This window comes from Pseudoduganella sp. R-32, from assembly GCF_049913245.1.
GTDB lineage: Bacteria > Pseudomonadota > Gammaproteobacteria > Burkholderiales > Burkholderiaceae_D > Rugamonas.
In genome coordinates this window covers 1,251,679-1,273,046 of sequence record NZ_CP183987.1, presented here as the reverse complement: position 1 = coordinate 1,273,046, position 21,368 = coordinate 1,251,679, and the positions used below count along the sequence as shown (strand labels likewise).

19 protein-coding genes are annotated in these 21,368 nt (G+C 61.8%); 9 read left to right on the top strand and 10 right to left on the bottom strand.

Annotation, left to right across the window (positions count from 1 at the left end; genetic code table 11):
* Positions 1–95 precede the first annotated feature (95 nt).
* Entirely contained in the window at positions 96–1,007 is a 912-nt protein-coding gene (locus ACN9MU_RS05945) for a DJ-1/PfpI family protein (RefSeq protein WP_426321096.1), read from the bottom strand.
* Positions 1,008–1,145: 138 nt separating this feature from the next.
* On the opposite strand from ACN9MU_RS05945, the gene ACN9MU_RS05940 reads away from it, so the two are divergent.
* From ACN9MU_RS05940 to ACN9MU_RS05925, 4 genes are all read left to right on the top strand, one after another.
* On the top strand, positions 1,146–2,180 hold the full coding sequence (locus tag ACN9MU_RS05940; protein WP_426321094.1) for a sensor histidine kinase: 1,035 nt from the start codon (positions 1,146–1,148) through the stop codon (positions 2,178–2,180).
* Entirely contained in the window at positions 2,180–2,881 is a 702-nt protein-coding gene (locus tag ACN9MU_RS05935) for a LytR/AlgR family response regulator transcription factor (RefSeq protein WP_426321092.1), read from the top strand. Before ACN9MU_RS05940 ends, ACN9MU_RS05935 begins: the two co-directional genes overlap by 1 nt.
* 32 nt (positions 2,882–2,913) lie before the next feature.
* Complete coding sequence (locus ACN9MU_RS05930; protein ID WP_426321090.1) at positions 2,914–3,390, top strand: hypothetical protein; 477 nt, start codon at positions 2,914–2,916, stop codon at positions 3,388–3,390.
* A gap of 78 nt (positions 3,391–3,468) precedes the next feature.
* Entirely contained in the window at positions 3,469–4,239 is a 771-nt protein-coding gene (locus ACN9MU_RS05925) for a ParA family protein (protein WP_426321088.1), read from the top strand.
* Here the strand turns inward: ACN9MU_RS05925 and ACN9MU_RS05920 are convergent.
* On the bottom strand, positions 4,213–4,719 hold the full coding sequence (locus ACN9MU_RS05920) for a YgjV family protein (RefSeq protein WP_426321086.1): 507 nt from the start codon (positions 4,717–4,719) through the stop codon (positions 4,213–4,215). The two genes, ACN9MU_RS05925 and ACN9MU_RS05920, sit on opposite strands and share 27 nt — an antisense overlap.
* A gap of 80 nt (positions 4,720–4,799) precedes the next feature.
* On the opposite strand from ACN9MU_RS05920, the gene yegQ reads away from it, so the two are divergent.
* Positions 4,800–6,095 carry a tRNA 5-hydroxyuridine modification protein YegQ gene (yegQ, locus tag ACN9MU_RS05915; RefSeq protein WP_426321084.1) on the top strand — a complete coding sequence of 432 codons (1,296 nt, stop codon included), beginning with the start codon at positions 4,800–4,802 and terminating at the stop codon, positions 6,093–6,095.
* Here the strand turns inward: yegQ and ACN9MU_RS05910 are convergent, their stop codons facing one another.
* Complete coding sequence (locus tag ACN9MU_RS05910) at positions 6,096–8,021, bottom strand: PQQ-binding-like beta-propeller repeat protein (RefSeq protein ID WP_426321082.1); 1,926 nt, start codon at positions 8,019–8,021, stop codon at positions 6,096–6,098.
* A 105-nt stretch (positions 8,022–8,126) separates the two neighbouring features.
* The gene (locus tag ACN9MU_RS05905) at positions 8,127–10,148 is read right to left on the bottom strand and encodes a M13 family metallopeptidase (protein ID WP_426344294.1); all 2,022 of its coding nucleotides are present in this window, start codon (positions 10,146–10,148) and stop codon (positions 8,127–8,129) included.
* A gap of 178 nt (positions 10,149–10,326) precedes the next feature.
* Here ACN9MU_RS05905 and ACN9MU_RS05900 point away from each other — a divergent pair, with 178 nt between their 5' ends.
* The 3 genes from ACN9MU_RS05900 (at position 10,327) to ACN9MU_RS05890 (ending at position 14,267) form a co-directional block, all read left to right on the top strand.
* Positions 10,327–11,979 (top strand): M28 family metallopeptidase, encoded by a 1,653-nt coding sequence (locus ACN9MU_RS05900; protein WP_426336963.1) that lies wholly within the window; start codon positions 10,327–10,329, stop codon positions 11,977–11,979.
* 104 nt (positions 11,980–12,083) lie between these two features.
* On the top strand, positions 12,084–13,691 hold the full coding sequence (locus ACN9MU_RS05895) for a methyl-accepting chemotaxis protein (RefSeq protein ID WP_426336962.1): 1,608 nt from the start codon (positions 12,084–12,086) through the stop codon (positions 13,689–13,691).
* 207 nt (positions 13,692–13,898) lie between these two features.
* On the top strand, positions 13,899–14,267 hold the full coding sequence (locus ACN9MU_RS05890; RefSeq protein ID WP_426336961.1) for a VOC family protein: 369 nt from the start codon (positions 13,899–13,901) through the stop codon (positions 14,265–14,267).
* Between the two features lie 33 nt (positions 14,268–14,300).
* Here the strand turns inward: ACN9MU_RS05890 and ACN9MU_RS05885 are convergent, their stop codons facing one another.
* The 6 genes from ACN9MU_RS05885 to ACN9MU_RS05860 all read right to left on the bottom strand — a co-directional run bounded on the left by ACN9MU_RS05885 (position 14,301) and on the right by ACN9MU_RS05860 (position 20,419).
* Positions 14,301–14,912 (bottom strand): DUF1579 domain-containing protein, encoded by a 612-nt coding sequence (locus tag ACN9MU_RS05885; RefSeq protein ID WP_426321072.1) that lies wholly within the window; start codon positions 14,910–14,912, stop codon positions 14,301–14,303.
* A 62-nt stretch (positions 14,913–14,974) separates the two neighbouring features.
* Positions 14,975–15,154 (bottom strand): hypothetical protein, encoded by a 180-nt coding sequence (locus ACN9MU_RS05880; protein ID WP_426168355.1) that lies wholly within the window; start codon positions 15,152–15,154, stop codon positions 14,975–14,977.
* An 89-nt stretch (positions 15,155–15,243) separates the two neighbouring features.
* Entirely contained in the window at positions 15,244–15,975 is a 732-nt protein-coding gene (locus ACN9MU_RS05875) for a MerR family transcriptional regulator (RefSeq protein ID WP_426336960.1), read from the bottom strand.
* Between the two features lie 45 nt (positions 15,976–16,020).
* Positions 16,021–16,857, bottom strand: coding sequence for a GNAT family N-acetyltransferase (locus ACN9MU_RS05870; RefSeq protein WP_426168349.1), 837 nt, complete (start codon positions 16,855–16,857; stop codon positions 16,021–16,023).
* Position 16,858: 1 nt separating this feature from the next.
* Positions 16,859–17,782 (bottom strand): histone methylation protein DOT1-like protein, encoded by a 924-nt coding sequence (locus ACN9MU_RS05865; RefSeq protein ID WP_426336959.1) that lies wholly within the window; start codon positions 17,780–17,782, stop codon positions 16,859–16,861.
* An 84-nt stretch (positions 17,783–17,866) separates the two neighbouring features.
* Positions 17,867–20,419, bottom strand: coding sequence for a TonB-dependent receptor plug domain-containing protein (locus ACN9MU_RS05860; protein ID WP_426344293.1), 2,553 nt, complete (start codon positions 20,417–20,419; stop codon positions 17,867–17,869).
* Between the two features lie 163 nt (positions 20,420–20,582).
* On the opposite strand from ACN9MU_RS05860, the gene ACN9MU_RS05855 reads away from it, so the two are divergent.
* The gene (locus tag ACN9MU_RS05855) at positions 20,583–21,368 is read left to right on the top strand and encodes a substrate-binding periplasmic protein (RefSeq protein WP_426321065.1); all 786 of its coding nucleotides are present in this window, start codon (positions 20,583–20,585) and stop codon (positions 21,366–21,368) included.

Below are 21,368 nucleotides of genomic sequence, written 5' to 3'. Positions count from 1 at the left end.
CATGATATACCCTCATTCGTCCAACAACAGTTACATGATGCACCGTGCCGATTGCGCGGGCCTGCCCCCGACGTCGGCCTTCCGCGACTGGCTGCTCAGGGAAGCGACGCAATAAAGCCCGCCGGGTTCGCATCAAACAATTTCTTGTGCTCCTCCATGCAGAAGTAATAGTTGCGCTTGCGGTAAGTGGTGGACAAGGAGGCCGACTTGTCGACGTCCATTTCGCAAACAGGGCACAGCGGATGCTGCTCGGTTGAGCGGCGCGTTATGGCGTAAATGCTGTTGGAGTTCGGGTCCAGCCAGCCCTGGCCCTGGTACTCCATGGTATAGGCCGTGCTGCTTGCCACAGCGCGGCCGAAATAGCGCTCCACCACGCGCAGGGCGAGGTCGATGCCGGAGGACAGCCCGCCGGCAGTGGCGATATTGCCCTCTTCGACAAAACGCGCACCGCGCTTGAGGCGAACGCGCGGGAACTTCATGGCGAATTCCTTGAAGGCGCCGTGGTGGGTGACTGCCGACTTTCCGTCCAACAGGCCGGCATGGGCCAGGATGAACGCACCGGTGCAGACCGACATTGTCAAGTCTGCCGTGCGCGAGGTCTGGCGCAGCCACTCCAGCACGGCAGGATCGCCCACGGTTTGCGCCGGGACCACAATTACCTTCGGCGGGGGCGCGTTGGCGATGGTGTAGTTCGGCACGATCTTCATGCCGCCGTATGCCGTGACCGGCGCCGCCGTCGCGCCAACCGTATACAGCTGGAACGCCGCTTCACCCGACCTTCCCTGCACGCTGGCGTTGGCGAACACCTCCCATGGTCCGCCAAAATCGATGACCACGGCGTTATCGGACAGCAGGAAGGCCACTGGAATGCTGCCTTCCGGCGGCGGTTTCAGTGGCGCCGCGGGTGCCGGCGCACCAGCTTGGGGCACCTTGGTCCCGGCCAGCGCGGGCAGCGCGGCGCCCAGGCCCATTGCGGTGGAAATGCGGAACAGCTCTCGTCTTTTCATGGTCTCGCCTCGTTGGATTGTCAAGGCTTGTAGTCTCCCATCGCCCCATTGCCCGGCGCGATGCAGTTCGCTGCAGCGCGCCGTGGTTTCGCTGCAAAGCCATCGCCCGGCGCCCTGAATTCCCCTATCATTGCGGCCATGACCGCAATCGCCCCCTTCCTCGCCTGGCTGGCACTGGCTTTGTTCGATGCCACCCAGACCGTGGTCTCCATGCACGCCATGGGCATGCAGCATGACTGGTGGACGCTGTTCTTCGTGATCGTCGCGTCGTGGGGCGCGTGGGCAGCCGCGACGCCGGTAGCGCTTGCATTGCTGCGGCGCTTTCCCCTGCCGTCCCGCGCTGCGGGCAATTGGGCCGTGCATGCCTGCGCCTGCCTGGCGATCGGTGCCGCCTGGACCTGTTGGGCGGCCATGCTGGAACATGCCTTCAATCCTTTCGCCTATCCCAAGGGCCCCGATCCTTTCCTGCCGCTGTGGAAATCGAAGTTCATCGGCAACCTGGTGGGCGACGTGATCCTGTACGGCGCGATTGCCGCGCTCAGCGTCACCTTCGCCACCCGCAAGCGCCTGTCGCAGCAGCGCGAACTGCTGGCGCAGGCGCAACTGGCGGCACTGCGGCTGCAACTCGAGCCGCATTTCATTTTCAATGCCCTGAACGCCGTCAGCGGCCTGATTCGCGAGAAGAAGGACAGCGAAGCGATCGCCACCATTGCCGCCCTCGGCGACCTGTTGCGCCGGGTGACGGACCGCTCCGAACGCCAGCTCGTGCCGCTGGCAAGCGAAGCTGATTTCCAGCGCAAATACCTGGAAGTCCAGCAGGTGCGCTTCGGCGAGCGCCTGCGCTGGCAGCTCGACATACCGGCCGAAATCGCGGCCGCACAGGTGCCGGACCTTGTCTTGCAGCCGCTGGTGGAAAACGCCATCAAGCACGGCATCGCCAAGCGCGCCAAGGGCGGGACGCTACGCGTGACGGCAGCCAGGGAGGGCGAAATGCTGGTGCTGTCCGTTGCCAACGAAGGTCCGGCACTGGCGGCGCAACTGCGTGAAGGCGTCGGCCTGTCCAACACCCGCCAGCGCCTGCAAGCGCTGTACGGCGAGCGGCAGTCGCTGGCGCTGCATGACATGGAGCATGGCGTGCAGGCCACGCTCACCCTGCCCTACCGGGAGCATTGATGCTGCGCGCAATGATCATCGACGACGAACCCCTGGCCCGCAGCAATGTCGCCCTGCTGCTGGCGCGCGATCCAGCAATCACGGTGGTCGGACAGTGCGGCTCGGCGGAAGAAGCGCTGGCGGCGCTGCCGGCGGCCCGGCCCGACCTGGTCTTCCTCGACGTGGAAATGCCGGAATGCGACGGCTTCGGGCTGCTCGAACGCCTGGGCACAGCACCGCCGTTTGCCATCGTCTTCGTCACCGCCCACCACCAGTTTGCGCTGCGCGCCTTCGAAGTCGGCGCGCTCGACTACCTGCTCAAGCCCTTCGACGACCAGCGCTTCGAGCACGTGCTGCAACGCGTGAAAGAGCGCCTGCGCGTGCCGGGAGAAACGCGCCGCTTCATCATCAGGAACGGCAATACCCTGGACGTGGTGAAATTTGTCGACATCGACTGGATCGAGGCCAGCGACTACTACGCCACCGTGCACGCCGCCGGCCGGGCGCATATGCTGCGCCGCAGCCTGTCCGAGCTCGAGGGGGAGTTGGCGCCCTACGGTTTCCAGCGCATCCACCGCTCCGCCATCGTCAATCTGGAAAGCGTGCGCTCGCTCGAAATGCGCGAAGACGGCGAGTATGCAGTCGTGCTGGCAGGCGGCCAGCACCTGCGCATGAGCCGCCGCTACCGCAAAACAATTGTGGAACGAATCGCGCCGACTTAGTTATACTTGCATTTTTTTTAACCGCAAAAGCTATGCAACGAGTGTTACTGGCCATTGCCGCGCTGGCCCTGAGCGCGTGCGCTACCAAGGATCAAAACCGCATCCAGGAAATTTCGACCACCCCTCTGCGCGACCTGAATATCGCCAAGGTCGAAATCCCGGACGTCCTGCGCGACGCCATGGGCAACCCGTACAAGGCGCCTTCCGACAAGAGCTGCCCGGCCCTGCTGGCGCAAGTTGCAGACCTCGATGAAGAGCTGGGCCCGGACTTCGACGTTCCCGAAGAAAAGCAGAGCCATTTGGACGCCTCCAAGGAAGCCATCGGTGACGCGGCCACCGGCGCCCTGGCGCGCACGGTGGAAGGCGCGATTCCCTTCCGCGGCTGGCTGCGCAAGCTGAGCGGCGCCGAGCGCCAATCGAGGAAAGCGCAAAGCGCGATCCTGGCAGGCAAGGTCCGCCGTGGCTACCTGCGCGGCCTCATGGATTCAAATGCCTGCATGAAGGCATAAACACGCATAAACGCTTGCTTTTGCTGCGCCGCATCATGCTAGAATCGTTGCAATCTTAGCCACAGCGGGGGCCAGCAAATGAAACGCGTAATCTTCAACCAGAAGGGCGGCGTCGGTAAATCGACCATTGCGGTAAACCTGGCGGCCATCGCGGCGCACCATGGCAAACGCACACTGTTGATCGATATCGACCCGCAATGCAACAGCAGCCGCTACCTGCTCGGCGCGGCAACCCAAGGCCTGGCGCCTACCCTCGGCGCCTACTTCGAGCAAATGCTCAGTTTCAGCATGTTCGCCAGGCCGGCCGGCGAATACGTGCATGCCACGCCGTTCGCCAACCTGTCCATCATGCTGGCCCATCCCGAACTGGGCGACCTGCAATCGAAGCTGGAATCGCGCCACAAGATCTACAAGCTGCGCGACACGCTCAACGAGCTGGAAAAGGAATACGACGAGATCTACGTCGACACGCCCCCGGCCTACAACTTCTTCACCCAGTCGGCCCTGATCGCGGCCGACAGCTGCCTGATCCCGTTCGACTGCGACGACTTCTCGCGCCAGGCCCTCTACACCTTGGTCAACAACGTCAAAGAGATCAAGGCCGACCACAATCCCGCGCTGCAGATCGAAGGCATCGTGGTCAACCAGTTCCAGCCGCGCGCCCTGCTGCCGCAGCGCATGGTGGACCAGCTCAAGGAAGAAGGCTTGCCGGTGTTTGAAAACAAGCTCTCAAGCTCGATCCGCATCCGCGAATCGCACGAGCGCAACCTTCCGATGATCCACCTCGATCGCAGCCACAAGCTGAGCCAGGAGTTCCTCGCCCTATACGGCGAGCTGCACGCGGCGTAAGCGCAGGATCGTCGCGATATTCACGCCGGCGACGATCACTTCCAGCGCCGTGCCGCCGATGGAGCCGGCGCTGATGTTATTGACGATCCAGAGGCAGGTCCCGCACAGCATCACCAGCCGCATTGGAATGCCCTGCAACAGGAACAGGGCCAGCGTCCCCAGGCAAGATGCGGCCAGCGGCAGCCAATCGCCCGGCTGCCGCGCAAAGGCGAGGCCAAGGCCAACGTTCAGCGCAATCACCAGCGCCACCACCCACAGCGAGCGGGTACGCAGCGCCAGCAAGGAGCGCAACAGGGAAACCGAGGTGCTGGCCACCGCCGTGGGATTGCCCAGCAAGGCAAAATGCACGATGTAGGCCAGGCATTCGCCCGCCATGAACAGCTTGAAGCGCCGGTCGTCGGACTGCAGGAAACAACCCACGCCCAGCACGAACGCTACGTAGCCGACGCACTGCGCCGGCGAGAACCAGTCGATCATCATGGCCGACATCATACGCGAGACTTGATCCAGATCATGGCCGGACAGCGGCGGCTTGGCTACGCTGGCGGATTTTGCCTGCCATGCTGACCGCCCCCGAACTCCTCCTGCCCGCCGGCTCCCTGGCGAAAATGAATGCCGCATTCGACTACGGCGCCGACGCCGTGTATGCGGGCCAGCCGCGCTACAGCCTGCGCGTGCGGAACAACGACTTCTCCACCCTGCAGGCGCTGCAGGAAGGCATCGACGGCGCCCATGCGCGCGGCAAGCAGTTCTTCGTCGCCAGCAATATCTTCGCCCACAACGCCAAGCTCAAGACCTACCTGCGCGATATGGCGCCCGTCATCGCCATGAAACCCGACGCATTGATCATGGCCGACCCTGGCCTGATCATGATGGTGCGCGAAGAATGGCCGGACATGACGGTCCACCTGTCGGTGCAGGCCAATGCCGTCAACTGGGCCGACGTCAAGTTCTGGCAACGCATGGGGCTGACGCGCGTGATCCTGTCGCGCGAGCTGTCGCTCGACGAGATCGAGGAGATCCGCCAGCGCTGTCCCGACATGGAACTGGAAGTCTTCGTGCATGGCGCGCTGTGCATGGCCTACTCCGGCCGCTGCCTGCTGTCAGGCTACTTCAACCACCGCGATGCCAACCAGGGCACCTGCACCAATGCCTGCCGCTGGGACTACAAGGTGGGCGAAGGCTGCCAGGACGCGATCGGCGACATCTCGGTGCTGCACCAGCAGCCGCGCCACCCGCTGGCCAACCAGACCTACCTGCTGGAAGAAGCCGGGCGCCCGGGCCAACTGATGCCGATCTTCGAAGATGAACACGGCACCTACATCATGAACTCGAAAGACCTGCGCGCGGTGGAGCACGTCGAGCGCCTGGTGAAGATCGGCGTCACCTCGCTCAAGGTGGAAGGCCGCACCAAGTCGGCGTATTACGCAGCGCGCACGGCGCAGGTATATCGCCAGGCCATTGACGACGCGGTGGCCGGACGCCCGTTCGACGAAAGCCTGCTCGGCCAGCTGCAGGGCCTGGCCAATCGCGGCTACACGGATGGTTTCTACCAGCGCCACCACACGCAGGAGCACCAGAACTACATGCGCGGTGCCTCGGAGACCGACCGCAGCCAGTATGTGGGGGATGTGCTGGGAATCGACGGCGGCTGGGCGCGCGTCGATGTGAAGAACCATTTCGCGGTGGGCGACCGCATTGAAGTCATGCACCCGCGCGGCAACCGCGATATCACCATCGCCCGCATGCTGGCGGACGATGGCAGCGAGATCACGATCGCGCCCGGCAGCGGCCACATCGTGCGCATCCAGCTCGAAGAAGGGCTGGATGGCGCACTGCTGTCGCGCTATCTTTGATTACTGCAGGTTGATCGCCGATACAGAGCGGTTGTCTTCCATAATGTAAAGCACGCCGTTGCTGGAGATCGAAAGATTGCCGCCGCGCGGGTAGCTCCACACTACTTTATGGGTCGCGAGGTCAACCGCTACCGTCCTCAGCCTGCCGCTGACGAAAGCCAGGTTGCGTACTACGACTACGCTCCGGAAGTTATCCTGCCCCAGGCTTTCTGAAGTCCACTGCAGCTTGCCGTCAGACAATGAGCGTGCTTCCAGCACAGTGCTCATGCCGGCTACGGAATACACCATGCTGTTACCCACAGCCATATCGACGACATTGCTGTTCGCCACCGACCAGGCGACTGTGCGCAAGGTAAGGTCATAAGCGCTGATGACCGAACCGTAGGTCAAGGCCAGGTTGCCGGACAACGTAACACTCTGTCCGCCCAAGGTATTGGCGTCGGGACCGGACACCGCCCACTTCAGATTGCCATTACTGGTATCGAGCACGCGAAGTTTCCCGTCCAGGAAGACATAAACATTTTCAAGGTCTACAGCCGGCGTAGGGCTCGAACGCATCACGCTTGGCATGGGAGAGGACCAACGCTTGCTCAAGAGCGAGGATGAGAATGCTGTCATGCTGCGGTCATAGTCATAACCATCCATCGAAAACACGTCGGTGCCAGCTACAGTCGGTGCGCGGGAACCCGTATTCGAGCCAAATGCGGTTTTGGAGACCAGGTTGCCGTTCTGCTGGTCAAATACCCAAAGGTTGCTCTGCACATCGACAGTGACCACGAACACAAACCCATTGCCGACAGCCGGCGAGTTGGCGCGATTGACTTTGCCCAGGCTGCTGCGCCACAAGATACTTCCGTCGGCTTCGCTGATGGCAAGCAGTTCAAATTCGCTGTCGAAGCTCTTGCCAAGAGTCATGAACACCTTGCCATTATCGGTGGCGACACTATTCGTGGATTCAGTCACAGCGCTGGCCGGTAAGCTGAAACGCCGCGAGAACTTAGTCGCGTCAAACGTTGCGTCAATGAATCCGCTGTGCGAAGCGTTGCCCTGGAAGCTAGACCAGGCGCCAACACCCGGCACACGCAAAAGCGTGGTCAGGTTGCTTGCATTCTTGACCGTCAATTTCAGAGGGATTATCCAGGGAGAACCAGGTATCGGCAGGCGGCAGGTTGCCGGATCGTCGCGGCACAAGCGAACTTCCACATTGCTGTTGTATTCACCCGGCTGCAAGGTGGCAGCTGATTTCAGCGTTGCATTGAAGCCTTGCGCGCTTTGCGTATAGCTGACATTACTCAAGCCACCCTTCTCGTACACGCCAACCAGGAATTGCGTACCCAGCAGGTCGCCCGTGAATGTGCCATCCAGGTTCAGTTGAACCTGTTCGCCAGCATAGGTTACTGCCTGCAGTGATTGCGCCGACAGTGCAAGACGCTTAGCCGCCTCCGTCGTCGACTTCACGTTGACTTTCAGCGGTACTTTCCATGGCGATCCAGGCAGCGGCTTGCTGCAGGTCAGCGGCGCATCTTCGCACAAGCGGACTTCAAGATTGACCTGGGTGAGACCTGCGGGAAGCTTGGGTGAGGTGCTCAGGCTAGCTTGATAGGTCATCTCGTTCAGGGCCGATATCTGTACGTCGGTAGTAATCGTGCCCGATGTGTCGACGATGGCGACGTTGAACGGTTTGGTAAACGTGCGGCTGGAAGTCGCAGTGATCTTGAACGGAATCGACTCTCCTTCGTAGCCCGATACCTGGACCGGATTTGGCGTGAAGGAGAGCCAATTGCCGTCCGGGTTCGTGACAGTTCCGCCGGAGCTACCGCTTGAGTTACCGCTCGAGCTTGCGCCCGGACTACCGCCACCGCCGCCACAAGCAGCCAAGGCCAGCGCCATCAGCAGGGGCGCGGTAGCCCGAATGATTGGATGCATAACAAAACCCTCAGGAAAAAGGGCTTATGGTATGGCAATAAACATTTTCAAATTCTCACAGTTTCTTTCTTTCCAACCAAAATACAACACCCGGGCGCAAATAAATCACCAGAAGATCACGCGCTGTTCGGGAGGCAGGTACATCTTGTCGCCTTCCTTCACGCCGAAGGCATCGTAGAAGCCCGGGTGGTTTTTCAGGCTGCCGTTCACGCGGAATTCGGATGGCGAGTGCGGGTCGGATTTCACCTGCTGGATCAGGAACGCTTCGCGGCCCTTGCCGCGGCGTGCCTGCGCCATGCCCATGAAGATGCGCTGTTCGGCGGTATAGCCGTCGATCACCGGGCCAGGCTGGCCTTTCATGTAGATCCTGTAGGCGCGCGTGGCCATGATCAGGCCTGCGTTGTCGGCAATGTTCTCGCCCAAGGTCAGCTCGCCGTTTACGCGATAGCCCGGCACCGGGCTGTAGCCGTTGTACTGCGCCACCAGCATCTTGCCGCGCGCGGCGAACTGTTCGCCGTCTTCCCTGGTCCACCAGTTGCGCAGGTTGCCGTCGCCGTCGTACTGCGAACCCTTGTCGTCGAAGGCGTGGCTGATTTCGTGACCGATGGAGATGCCGACTGCTCCGTAATTGACCGCCGGCTCCGCCTTGGCGTCGTATAGCGGATACTGCAGGCGCGCCGCCGGGAAGACCACTTCGTTCAGCGACGGGCTGTAATAGGCGTTGACGGTTTGCGGGGTCATGCTCCATGCCGAGCGGTCCACCGGCTTGCCCAGTTTGTCGATGCTGAAGTTGTGCGCGAATTCGCGCGAGCGCAGCACGTTGCCCGCCAGGTCGTCGCGCGCCACTTTCAGGCTGGAGTCGCGCCATTTGTCCGGATAGCCAATCTTGACGTTGATCCTGGCCAACTTGGCCTGCGCCTGCAGTTTGGTCTCAGGGCTCATCCAGTCGAGCGTGTCGATACCTTCACGGAAAGCGGCGATGAAGTTCTGCGCCATCTCGGCCACCTGCTGCTTGCGTTCAGCGGGGAAGTACTCCTTCACGTACGCCTTGCCCACCATTTCGCCCAGCGCGCGATTCACCTCCGCGATCGCGCGTTTTTGCAGCGAACGGTTTTCCCTGGTGCCAGCCAGCACCGCGCCGCGGAAGGCGAAGTCCTCGTCGACCAAAGGCTGCGACAGGTACGGCGCGAAAGAGCTGATCATGTGGAACTCGAAGTAGGCCTTCCACACCGGCAGCGGCGTCGCTTCGATCAGCTTGTCCAGCGCGGACAGGTAGCTTGGCTGGCTGACGATCACGGAATCGATCTTGCCTGCCACGCCAACGCCCTTCAGGTAGGCGTCCCAGTCGAAGCCCGGCATCAGCGCTTTCAGTTCTGCCAGCGACAGCTTGTTGTAGGTCTTCACCGGATCGCGGTTGTCCACGGCAGTCCAGTGGGCACGGGCGATCCCGGTTTCCAGCGCCACGATCTGCGCCGCTTCCTGCGCCGCTTGCGCATGGCCGGCCAGCGCCAGCATTTTCTCCACGTGCAGCTGGTACCTGGTGCGGATCTCGCTCAGGCGCGCATCCTTATCGGACAAGAAGTAGTCGCGGTTCGGCAAGCCCAGGCCGGCCTGGCGGATGCCAAGCACATAGCGCGTCGAGTCCCTGGCATCCTGGCGCACGCTCATGTCGAGCGGGCCGCCAGCGTCGATGCGGTTCAGGTGCGCCACCAGGGCAGCAATGCCCTGCTTGCCGGACAGGGCGGCAATGCGCGCCTGCTCCGCCCTCAGCGGCTTCAGGCCCAGGGCGTTGCGGCGCGCTTCATCCATGAAGCTGGCGTAGTAATCGCCGATCTTTTGCGCATCGGAACCTGCCTTGCGCGACTTGTCGCGTTCCGCGCTTTCGATGATGGATTTCACTTGGCCTTCCACGTTTTCCTGCGCCACATTGAACGCTCCCCAGCTCGAACGATCGGCCGGGATCTCGACGCCGCTCAGCCACTTGCCCTGTGAATAGCGGAAAAAATCGTCCTGCGCGCGAACCTGCTGGTCGATGCCTGCAGCGTCGATGCCTGAACCCAGGTCCGCCGCAAAGGCGTGCGAACATGCCAGGCCAAAAATCAGGCCGCCGAGAATTGTGCGTTTCATGTGATGACTCCGGTGAAAAAAATGCTTACGGCAGTATGCCGCAGCCAGCTCTGCGCGTGGCCGCCGCAGCCCAGCGAGCAACACTAAGTTACATACGGGCCAGGCAATTGACCTGCAGCCCTGCAAGACCGATACTTGCCGGGTTTTAGATCCATTCACCCCAACCAGGAGGTAACCAGTGAAACATTCCATGCTGGCCACCGTGCTGCTGGCTGCAGCCGCAGCGCAAGCGCAGGACGTGCCGAAGATCGATCCGCAGCGCTTGTCGCAGGACGTTAAAACTTTGGCATCCGATGAATTCGAAGGCCGCGGCCCCAACACCGCCGGCGAAGTAAAGACCGTCGAATACATCGCCAAGCAATTCGAAGCAGCCGGACTGAAGCCCGGCGGCGACCTGGTGAAAGGCAAGCGCAGCTGGTACCAGGAAGTGCCGCTGGGGCGCTTCGAGATCAAGGGTCCGGTAGTACTGAACGCGCACGCCGGCAAGGACAGCATCCCGTTCGCGCAAGGCGAACAGCTGGCGGTGCGCGCCGCGATGAATGGCGCCAAGCGGGTCGACTTCGACAAGGCGCCGCTGGTCTTCGTCGGCTACGGCGTGACCGCGCCTGAGCGCAAGTGGAGCGACTTCAAGGGCGTCAACCTGAAGGGCAAGCTGGCGGTGGTGCTGATCAACGATCCGGACTTCGAAACCGGCGAAGGCGATTTCGGCGGCAAGGCCATGACCTACTACGGCCGCTGGACCTACAAGTACGAGGAGATGGCACGCCAGGGCGCCATTGGCACGCTGATCGTGCACGAAACCGCACCGGCCTCCTACGGCTGGGCGACGGTGAAGAACTCCAATACCAACGTGATGTACGACATCGTGCGCAAGGAACCAGGCAAATCGCACGCGCCGATGGAAGCATGGATCCAGCGCGACGTGGCGGCCGACCTGTTCAAGCGCGCCGGCCTTGATTTCGACGCGCTCAAGAAGCAGGCGCAAACGCGCGAGTTCAAGCCGGTGGAGCTGAAAGGCGTTAGCCTGTCGGCCCACTACGCGGTCGACGCGCAAGTGATCAAGTCGAAAAACGTGATTGCAATGCGCGAAGGCACGACGGCGCCAGACGAAACCGTGATCTACAGCGGCCACTGGGACCACCTCGGGGTTGGCCTGCCTGACGCCAAAGGCGACAAGATCTATAACGGCGCCATCGACAACGGCACCGGCATCGCCGCCCTGCTGGAACTGGGCCGCGCCTACGGCAAGGCGCCAGCGCCAAAGCGCAGCGTGGTGTTCCTGGCGGTGACGGCTGAAGAAAAAGGCTTGCTCGGCTCCGAGTACTATGCAGCCAATCCGGTCTATCCGCTGGCCACCACCGTCGGCATGATCAATATGGATGCACTGAGCCCGTACGGCCCGGCGCGCAACTTCACGATTTCCGGCAGCGCCAAGCTGGACTTGCTGGATATGCTGGTCAGCAGGTTCAAGGCGATCAACGTGAGCTACACGCCTGACCCGCACACCGAAGCCGGCTACTTCTTCCGCTCCGACCACTTCCCGATGGCCAAGCGCGGCGTGCCTGCGTTCTCGCTCGATTCCGGCGAGGATTGGGAACAAGGCGGCGTCGCTGCCGGCAAGGCAGCGCAGGAAGCTTACACCAACAACAACTACCACCAGCCTTCGGACGAGTGGGATGCCAAGTGGCCCTTCACCGGCATGGCGCGCGACCTGGGTGTCCTGTACGGCCTTGGCCGCGACCTGGCCGAATCGAAGGACTGGCCGAACTGGTCGAGCGACTCCGAATTCCGCACGGTACGCGACCAAAGCGCAGCAAAACGATCTAAATAAAAAGGCAAACTCAAGTCAAGGCTCTCCACGGAGGGCCTTTTCTTTTTCTGCGAGGCGTGCCATGCTGGCTTCACAAAAAGGATCGTTTTAGCTGGAGACAAACCATGAACTTCACGCAGTCGATGAGCATTGCCAAGAAACTCGCAGTGCTGAATGCCGGCGCCATCCTCGGCATCATCATCCTTACAGCCATCTTCCTCATTTCCGAGCGCACCCTCATCCTGGAGGAAAGAACCAGCAATGTGCGACAGGCTGTCGAAACGGCCTACGGCGTGCTCGACTATTACCAGAAGCAGGAAGCCAGCGGCGCCCTGCCGCGCGCGGAAGCGCAGAAGAAGGCAATGGACGCGATCAAGGTGTTGCGATACGGCAACAACGAATACTTCTGGCTGAACGACATGCAGCCAAAGATGATCATGCACCCGATCAAACCTGAGCTCGACAACAAAGACCTCAGCAGCAACAAGGACCCGACCGGCAAATTCCTGTTTGTCGAATTCGTCAACATGGTCAAGAAGGCAGGCGCCGGACCGGTCGATTACATGTGGCCGAAGCCAGGCAGCGACAAGCCGGTGCAGAAGGTATCCTACGTCAAGGGCTTCGAGCCCTGGGGCTGGATCCTCGGCTCCGGCGTGTACGTCGACACCGTCGACGCCACCGTGCGCGGACGCGCCGTCACCTTCGCCGCGGGCGCCGTGGTACTGGCTGCCGTGCTGCTCGGCATCGGCGTGTTCATCGCACGCGGCATGCTGCGCCAGCTGGGCGGCGAACCCGATTACGCTTCCTCGATCGCCCGCAGCATCGCCGGCGGCGACCTGACCGTGCCGATCGACGTCAAGCGCGATGACCACAGCAGCATGGTCAACGCGCTGAAGGGCATGCGCGACGACCTGGCGCGCATCGTCAGCTCGGTGCGCAACGCAACCGATACCATTGCCACCGCTTCAAGCGAGATCGCCGCCGGCAACAGCGACCTCTCGGCCCGCACCGAAAGCCAGGCCAGCTCGCTGGAAGAAACCGCGGCGTCGATGGAAGAACTGACGTCCACCGTGCGCCAGAATGCGGACAATGCGCGTACCGCCAACGAGCTGGCGGCCAATGCCTCGGAAGTGGCGCAGAAAGGCGGCGCCGTGGTGTCGCAAGTGGTCGAGACCATGGCCTCGATCGACAGCTCTTCGCGCAAGATCGTCGACATCATCAGCGTGATCGATGGCATCGCGTTCCAGACCAATATCCTGGCGCTGAATGCGGCGGTGGAAGCGGCGCGTGCCGGTGAACAGGGCCGCGGCTTCGCGGTCGTGGCATCGGAAGTGCGCAACCTGGCGCAGCGCAGTGCAGCGGCGGCCAAGGAGATCAAGGACCTGATCGGCGCCTCTGTTGAAACGGTCGGCGTCGGCAATTCCCTGGTGGCGCAGGCCGGCAGCACCATGCAGGAAGTGGTGGAAAGCGTGCACCGTGTGCGCCAGGTCATCAACGAGATCAGCACCGCTTCCAACGAACAGAGCGCGGGCATCGCCCAGGTCAACGAAGCGATTTCGCAAATGGATGCAGTTACGCAGCAGAACGCCGCACTGGTCGAACAGGCTGCCGCCGCTGCAGCCAGCATGCAGCAGCAATCGGCAGCACTGCTGCAGGCCGTTGGCGTGTTCCGCGTCGATGCCGAACCGTCCGCCGTACCCGGGCGGCGCACGCCGCGCCTTGGCCGCAGCTGATATCGTGCTATGATCCCGCCTGTCGAAAAAGGCAGGACCGGTTCAAGGTAAGCCCAGTCCCTCTCCTCTCCGGAGAGCTCTGCTCCATGTGCAGTCTTGCATGAGAACCCACGACGATCCCGGCGCACGTGCGTCTCGGGCTCGTCTGGGCGTGGCCGATCGATCTTCGCTGGCACTCCCGTTGGGCCCACCAACCATGGAGTTCACATGCAATTGAATCATCTCGACCTGTCCGTGCCCGACGTGGCTGCGGCTTCCGCTTTCCTGTCCCGCCATTTCGGCTTTACCTTGCTGCAAACCAAAGGCAACCATGGCATGGCCGTGCTGGCCGGCGACGGCGGCGTGGTACTCGTGCTGACCCGCCACGCTGAGCCCAGCTATCCCAAGACTTTCCACATCGGCTTCCTCGTCGGCGATGCAGCCGCCGTCAGCGCCAAGCATGCGGAGCTGGAGGCCGCGGACGTGAACGGGCTGTCACCGTTGCAGGAGATGCGCGGCGGCCCGGGCTTCTATTGCCGCACTGATTGGGGAATCTTGCTGGAGGTTGCGCACCGCGCGCCACTGCGCGTGGCGTAGCGCCGGTGCGCCGGCCCCTCGCGGGGCCTTTCCTTACTTGATGCGGGTATAGCTCATCTCCATCCACTTCATGTCCTTGCCGTTCGGCCCCGGCCCCCACATTTCCAGCTTGTGGTTGTCGTTGTCGGTGATGGCCACGCTCATCGTGTAAGGCACCTCCTTGCCGCTCATGGGATCGGACATCATGCCCTTGTACTTGATGGTATTGCCGTTCATGCTGCCATGCGACAGGGTCATGCCGGTGCTGCCGGAATCGATCCAGCTGCCGAAATACTTCTTCGTCACGTTGTCATAGCCCTGGATGCCCATTCCGTCGAAAGGCTGACCCATGAACTTGCCTTGGTAGTTTTCCTGCAGGTAGCGGTTACCCATGATCCACTTGCGTTCTGTGGAGCCTTCAGTTTCCTCCGGAGGTTTGGATGGGTCCATCCACATTTTCGACTTGACCGTGAACTTGCCGGCCAATGCATCGAGCTTCTTGTGTGCTTCGCCAGGCATGGCGGCTTTATTCATCGCCTCCATTGCCGCCTTGTCGTCAGGCGGCGCAGCGGCCTTTTTCTTTTCCGGTGCAGCGCTGAGGGCGGCGCCGGCCAGGGTGAATCCTGCAACAACAACCAGGTACTGCGCGACACGACGGAGCTTCATGGCTTCCTCCTTATCCAGCAGGGTTGTGGAAGGGCCATTCTCCGCGCCGCCGCGCCGCCCTGTCAACCGCGCCGCTCCGTTTCGCGCAACTTGCGTCGCAAACGCAGGTTATCCGCCACAGACGACACCAATGCAAGCGTCATCAACGCGACTACCGCGTCTGCATCCAGGTAGTGCCAAAATGCCCACGCGCCAAACGCGCAGGCAATGGCTGATATCAAAAGCAAGAGCTGATCTTTCATCACCGAATCCCCGCAGCCGGTAGCGTCGCACAAAAGCGAGAGTAGCGCCGCACCAGGCGGCGCGTTTTGCGCTTGGGCAAGCGTTGTGCTCAGGCGGCGTAGATGCTCACGGCTTCGACCATGAAAGGTGCGAGGTCGGGGTGGATCTTGTCGAAGTTGACGCGGAAGCGTGGGTCGTCGCGATACGTGGCGGCGAGGCTCGGCAGGTGTTCGCGCTCGGCGGGCCAGAAGTGGCGCATGTGTTCGTGCCAGCGCGCCGCCAGGGCCTGCACTGCACCGCTGCCGGCGCCTTGCGGCATGGCGACCGCCAGCTCGGCGTAGATGGCGTTGCCTTCATCGATCAGGGCTTGTTGCTTGCCGTCGCCGTAGCCCTGCCATTGGCGGGCCGAATCCTGCACGACTTCCTTGCCGAATTTCTGTTCCGCTTCCAACTGGTGCTTGTCGTGCTTGTCACGCAGGCCGTCGAAGAGCTGTACTGGCTTCATGCTGTGTTTTCCTTTCAGGTGGAGGATGGTCTTGTCCACCGTGGAAATCAGCCCTTGCAATTCCTGCAGCCGGGCAGCCAGTGCCTGCTTGTGGCTTTGCAGCGCCGCCAGGACGTCGAAGCCAGGTTGCGACATGATGTCGCAGATGGCGGCCAGCGGCACGTCCATCTCCCGGTAGAACAGGACTTGCTGCAGCCGCAGCAGGTCTGCTTCGTTGTAATAGCGGTAGCCGTTGTCGCCAATGCGCGAAGGCTTGAGCAGGCCGATGCTGTCGTAGTAGCGCAGCGTGCGGCCGGTGACGCCGGTGATGTCGGAGAGCTGTTTTACGGTGAACATGCAGCCATCCTCAAGGTTGACGCGACGTCATGGTCAAGCACTTTTTCATCCCAGTTCGAAAGTTGTTATGCCGTACTGCTGCGCCAGCGGCAAGCCAGGGTCTTCGCCAGTGTACATGCGCGCCGTTTCAAAGCAGGCATGCATGCCGTGCCGCTCCGCCAGCGCCACGGCTGCGGCATTCGGCTCGGGCACGTCGAGGAATACCGGTTCCCCGGCCGGCACGCGGCCACGCAGCGCCTGCATCAATTCCTCGGCCACTTCCGGCGACGCTGCGCACAGCGGGCCGATCTTGAAGCCCGCGCGGCACGGCCGCAGCACGGCATAGCCAAGCAGCGCGCCGCCAGTTTCACGCACGCCGAACGCCACGCTGCCTTCCTGCTGCAACCAGCAGCGCATGAATTGCTCACGGTCGGCGGGAAAGAAGACGCGATCATACGCCAGCACATCGCGCATATCGTGCGGTCCCAGCGGCAGCACGCGATCGGCAGCGGGAACGTCGCTGCCCCGGCCTTCATAGCGCACATTGCGGTGCGCCAGCCTGAAACCGGAACGCGCGTAGTTGGCCTGCTGGGCCGGCACGCCGTCCAGTCCCACGTTGCGCCCTTCGAGTCGCGCCATGCCGGCGCGCCAAAGCGCCATGCCATGGCCCTTGCCACGAAACTCCGGCCGCACGATATAGCCGCCGATAAAACCAAATCCGGCGCCGTAGCGCACCGCGAAGATGCTGGCCACCGGCTCGCCATCGATCTTGCCGAGAAGGAAGCCGTCCGGGTCGGCGGCATAAAAGCTGCCTGCATCCTGCAGTCCGGGATTCCATCCCTCAGATGCGGCCCAATCGAGCACCATTTCCAGCTCGGGCAGGGTCATCGCACGAATATCCATATCAGGCTCCATCCTCCGCATCGTAAGCCGCAAACGCGGCCCGCACTGCATATTCCCATGCAGCGCTATCCTGTTCGTACAGGAAGTTGGCCGCCGCCGGCGTCGCCGCTTCCAGCGCGCTACGCCGTCGATACAGGAACACCGTCGTCCAAGCCACGCTGGGCGGCGCGAATTGCTTCACCAGTTCGAAGGCCGGGTGCGGCATCGGAAACGTGACCGTCGTTACCAGGGCCCCTTCCGGCAACTCCCGCGCCAGCTTGCCGGCGAGCCGGTCCATCATTGGCGCGAAACAGGTGCTGTAGATATAGACCATGCTCGCGTCCGAGACATCGGCTTCAAACATGTCCTGGTGCAGCAGCCGCACGCGGGCCGCAACCCTGGCCGCCGCCGCGGGATCTTCCGCCACGCCGGCCGCCAGCATCTGCGCCAGCCGCACCTGCGCCATGTCATTGCGGTAGCCAAGCAGCTCGACGCCCGTGCAGCGCATGCCGGGCAAGGCCAGCGCCGCACTCAGGACGACCTTGCCAAGGCCGCTGCCAAGGTCGATGAAATGGCCGTGCAGGGGCAGCCAGGGTGCCACCGCTTCGAAATAGTTGTCGAGTTCCTGCTGCGTGAATTCGCCGTAAATCAGGCGGCCATCGTCGACCAGCCATTGCGCCAGATCCGCGTCGGAGATCTCGGCCAGCCCGTGCGAAGGCGCTCGCTCCGGCAGCATGCCGTGCTGCTGGATGCCTGCCGGTACGCAGCCTGCAATCAGGCGCCGATGCGGCTTCAGGCGCGCGATCAGGGTGTCGCGCAGCTCCTTCTTGCGGAACGCTTCGCGCACCGCCAGGCCGTTTTCGACGTAACGGGCAAGCACAGCGTCGTCAATAACGGGCCTTACGTGCTGCGCGCCGCTTGTGATTGCCCGCCGCATCGAAAGCATGGTTTCCCCCTCACCGTTGATTATCCACTTTACAATAAAAAAACCGCCCCAGGGGGGCGGTTTTCGCAGCAAGCGGATTGCGGCTTAGAAGCGGTAGTTCAGCGATGCGGCATAGGTGCGGCCAAGCTGGCTGAAATGCGAACCGTCGTAGGTCACCATGTCGTAGCGGCCGTTGAAGGTGATCAGGTTGCGCTGGATGGCCTTGGCGTTCGGGTCGTCGATGATCTTCTGGCCTTCGGCGTTCAGGGCCTTGAACTCCCACTCAGGGGTGGTGTTGAACACGTTGTTGACGTTGAACGACACGGTCACGTTCGGCATCAGGTTGTAGTTGAGGGCGAAGTCGGTGACGTTCTTGGTCTTGAACTTCGTTTCCAGGTTGCTGTCCAGGCCAGCCTGGCGGAAACGGGTCGGGCCGAACACGGTATTGTTGACCGACAGGTTCAGCTTCTTGTAGTCCCAGTCGGCGCCGAGGATGGTCTTGAACTTCGGACGCGAAGTGAACATCAGCGCTTCCTGGGTCGCATCGAGCACGGACTGCCCGGCGTTCGCCACAATCGTAGGATTCTTGACCGCGCCGTCACGCTCGTTCTTGTGCGTGTAGTTGCCGGACAGGTTCAGGGTCAGCTTGCCGTCCGCCAGCGGGATATTCTTGCGCGACAGCACGTAATCCAGACCCTCGGTCCGGGTCTTCACTGCGTTGACGAAGAAGCTGACGGAAACGATGCCATTTGCCGCCAGGATCTGGTCCAGCTGCTGGGAAGGATCGCCGGTCGGCACGATTTCCTTGCCCAGCACGATGCGGTCCTTCACCTTGATGTTGTAGTAGTCCAGGGTGGCGCTGGTGTTTTCATCCGGTTTCAGACCCAGGCCCAGCGTGATGTTGTCGGACTTCTCCGCCTTCAGCTTAGGCACGCCCAGCGCAGCGGCTTGCGCCGACACGTTGTTCACCAGGCCAGACACCTGGATGCCGCCGCCAGGCACGAAGGAGTACTGCGCCTTCTGCGTGTAGATCTGAGCCAGCGACGGCGCGCGGAAGCCCTTCGAGGCCGATGCGCGCAGCGTCACCCAATCGTTTGCCTTGTAGCGGGTAGACAGCTTCCACACGAACGCGGAACCGAAGTCGGTATATTTTTCCCAGCGGCCGGTACCATCAACCAGCAGGTCCTTGCTGATGTCCCAGGTCGATCCGGCATACACGCCGTAGTTGGAGCGCGACGATGGGAAAGAGTTGTCCGGATGGTTGCCCGCGAAGGAGTCCGCCCCGCTGCCCTGCCACGATGCGCGTTCGCCCGCCTTCACCTCGAACTTCTCGTGGCGCAGTTCAGTACCGGCGTAGAAGTTGACGGTATCGGTCAGCTGCCGGGAGATGTCGCCGTTGAACACGTAGTGCTGGAACTCCACGCCGCCAGCATAGAAGTGGGTCGGCGAGTGCTCGGTGCTGGTACCCGCCAGGACGGCGTCTTCCATGCTGCGGTTGACGGAGTGGTCGACGTCGTACTTCTGCTTGTTGCCGCCGTAGGTCAGGCTGAAGTCTGCATTCCAGCCGGCCAAGTCCATCTTCACGCCGCCGGTGGCATTGTAGTCGTCCAGCGTGCCGTCGAAGGTTGGCTGATAGCCCTCGTACGGGGTTCCTGCAGGGTGCAACAAGCCGTAATCGGTCGGACGCCAGTAAGGAGTACGGTAGTTCGCGAAGGAGTTGATCTTCTTGTTCACATACGCCGCGTTGGCGTAGATCGCGACGCCTTCGCCGATATCGTAGCGGGTATTGAACAGGCCCTTGTAGGCCTTGGTCTTCGGCGAGCCGTTGATGTTGCGGGCGTCAGGATATTTCGACAGGAAGGCCTGCACTTCCGACAGCGGCGCGCCGAAGTCGCTCGATTCGCCGGTTGCGCTTACCGCGCCGGAGCGGCTGGACAGGTTCACGCGCGACGCATCGATGGTGTAGTTGAAGAAGCCGCGGTCGCCGCCCAGCGCGAAGCCCTGGTTGACACTCAGGCCTCCCATGCCGCCATCGTGTTCGTGGGTGATGCCGGCACGCGCCGTGACGGAGCCACCTTCGGCATTGTCCTTCAGGATGATGTTGACCACGCCGGCGATCGCGTCGGAGCCGTATTGTGCCGAGGCGCCGTCGCGCAGCACTTCGATGCGCTTGATCGCATCGGCAGGGATGGCCGAAATATCGGAGCCGGATTCGCCGCGGCCTGGCGAGGTCTGGGTGTAGACCAGCGAGCTCATATTCTTGCGCTTGCCGTTGATCAGGATCAGCACGCGGCTCGGGCCCATGTTACGGATTTCGTACGGGTCCAGCAGCGAGGTCGCGTCATTGACCGGGGTCTGTACGGTATTGAAGGAAGGGACGCGGAACTGCATCGACTTGTCGAGGGTGACTTGGCCGGTCTTGGTCAGTTCGCGCGAGCTCAGCACGTCAACCGGGACCGGGGTATCCACCATGGTGCGCTGCGAGCCGCGGCTACCGGTCGAAACAATGACCACCTTCTGGATCTCGTCGGTGGTGCTGTCGGCAGCCTGCTGCGCCTGGATAGGGGCAGCATCCTGTGCTTGTGCGTAGGCTTGGCCCAGCAGCACAAACGGGCTGGCGGACAACATTAATGCTGCAATCGGAAAATGTTTATTCATGTATTTCTCTCTTCCATACAGATTTAAAAAAACTAGGGAAGAATTTATATGCAACATTTTCATCCGTCTATTATTTCCCGTTTTACATGCACAAATACAACATGTATGGATCTTTTTTATGAAGTCGCCTGGAACATAAAAATGCCGTGATAATCTTTATGGCATGAGCTACAAAAGCCTCTGCGTGCTGCTGGCGCTGCTGACCGGCATGGCTGCCCATGCCGCGAAAGGCCCGCCGCTGCGCCTTTGCTACGAAGATGTCGACCAGAGGCCATGGAGCACGCCCGCTGGAAAAGGCCTGAATTTTGAATTATTGAAGCGAGTTGAATTACTCCTGAATGAACAGTTTATTTATTCACCGAAACCTTGGAAGCGTTGCCTAAATGAATTAAAACTTGGCCAGGTGGATGCAGTAGTCGGTGCAGCGGATGCAATTGACCGCCGCGCATGGTCGCGCATTCCCCAATTGCCCGACGGGCGCGAAGATCCTGGCCGGGCCTTGTTTGAGGACGCCGCCCTGGTCTTCCTGCGCGTGGGCGGCAAAGGCAGCTGGGACGGCCACGAATTGCTGGCGCCCGGCAAGGTCGTGATCGTGCAGACCGGCTACCTGGTCGGGCAGCAGTTGCGTGAACGCGGCTATATTCCCCATGACACCGTGAAGTCGGCTGCCGACGCCCTGCGCATGCTGACCACGGGCAGCTTCGACGTCGCCATCCTGCAGGGACTGGAAGCGAGCAAGCTGGTGCACGAAGATCCCCGCTTCAAGGGGAAGGTCCAGCAGGCCGAGTTGCCCTATTCCACTGTCAACCTGTACCTGATGGTGGGACGCGGCGCCTACCAGCGCGATCCGCAACGGATCGAGGCCATCTGGCAAGCCATCGGCAGCGTGCGCCAGGCACGCGATTACCGGCAAATCGAAGAGGCGGCAGGCATAAAACATTTCCATTAA

What these genes read in the sequence shown, in the direction of transcription:
- ACN9MU_RS05945 (WP_426321096.1), bottom strand. Translation starts at nt 1,007, where the DNA reads ATGAAAAGACGAGAGCTGTTCCGCATTTCCACCGCAATGGGCCTGGGC.
- ACN9MU_RS05940 (WP_426321094.1), top strand. Translation starts at nt 1,146, where the DNA reads ATGACCGCAATCGCCCCCTTCCTCGCCTGGCTGGCACTGGCTTTGTTC.
- ACN9MU_RS05935 (WP_426321092.1), top strand. Translation starts at nt 2,180, where the DNA reads ATGCTGCGCGCAATGATCATCGACGACGAACCCCTGGCCCGCAGCAAT.
- ACN9MU_RS05930 (WP_426321090.1), top strand. Translation starts at nt 2,914, where the DNA reads ATGCAACGAGTGTTACTGGCCATTGCCGCGCTGGCCCTGAGCGCGTGC.
- ACN9MU_RS05925 (WP_426321088.1), top strand. Translation starts at nt 3,469, where the DNA reads ATGAAACGCGTAATCTTCAACCAGAAGGGCGGCGTCGGTAAATCGACC.
- ACN9MU_RS05920 (WP_426321086.1), bottom strand. Translation starts at nt 4,719, where the DNA reads ATGATGATCGACTGGTTCTCGCCGGCGCAGTGCGTCGGCTACGTAGCG.
- yegQ (WP_426321084.1), top strand. Translation starts at nt 4,800, where the DNA reads ATGCTGACCGCCCCCGAACTCCTCCTGCCCGCCGGCTCCCTGGCGAAA.
- ACN9MU_RS05910 (WP_426321082.1), bottom strand. Translation starts at nt 8,021, where the DNA reads ATGCATCCAATCATTCGGGCTACCGCGCCCCTGCTGATGGCGCTGGCC.
- ACN9MU_RS05905 (WP_426344294.1), bottom strand. Translation starts at nt 10,148, where the DNA reads ATGAAACGCACAATTCTCGGCGGCCTGATTTTTGGCCTGGCATGTTCG.
- ACN9MU_RS05895 (WP_426336962.1), top strand. Translation starts at nt 12,084, where the DNA reads ATGAACTTCACGCAGTCGATGAGCATTGCCAAGAAACTCGCAGTGCTG.
- ACN9MU_RS05890 (WP_426336961.1), top strand. Translation starts at nt 13,899, where the DNA reads ATGCAATTGAATCATCTCGACCTGTCCGTGCCCGACGTGGCTGCGGCT.
- ACN9MU_RS05885 (WP_426321072.1), bottom strand. Translation starts at nt 14,912, where the DNA reads ATGAAGCTCCGTCGTGTCGCGCAGTACCTGGTTGTTGTTGCAGGATTC.
- ACN9MU_RS05880 (WP_426168355.1), bottom strand. Translation starts at nt 15,154, where the DNA reads ATGAAAGATCAGCTCTTGCTTTTGATATCAGCCATTGCCTGCGCGTTT.
- ACN9MU_RS05875 (WP_426336960.1), bottom strand. Translation starts at nt 15,975, where the DNA reads ATGTTCACCGTAAAACAGCTCTCCGACATCACCGGCGTCACCGGCCGC.
- ACN9MU_RS05870 (WP_426168349.1), bottom strand. Translation starts at nt 16,857, where the DNA reads ATGGATATTCGTGCGATGACCCTGCCCGAGCTGGAAATGGTGCTCGAT.
- ACN9MU_RS05865 (WP_426336959.1), bottom strand. Translation starts at nt 17,782, where the DNA reads ATGCTTTCGATGCGGCGGGCAATCACAAGCGGCGCGCAGCACGTAAGG.
- ACN9MU_RS05860 (WP_426344293.1), bottom strand. Translation starts at nt 20,419, where the DNA reads ATGAATAAACATTTTCCGATTGCAGCATTAATGTTGTCCGCCAGCCCG.
- ACN9MU_RS05855 (WP_426321065.1), top strand. Translation starts at nt 20,583, where the DNA reads ATGAGCTACAAAAGCCTCTGCGTGCTGCTGGCGCTGCTGACCGGCATG.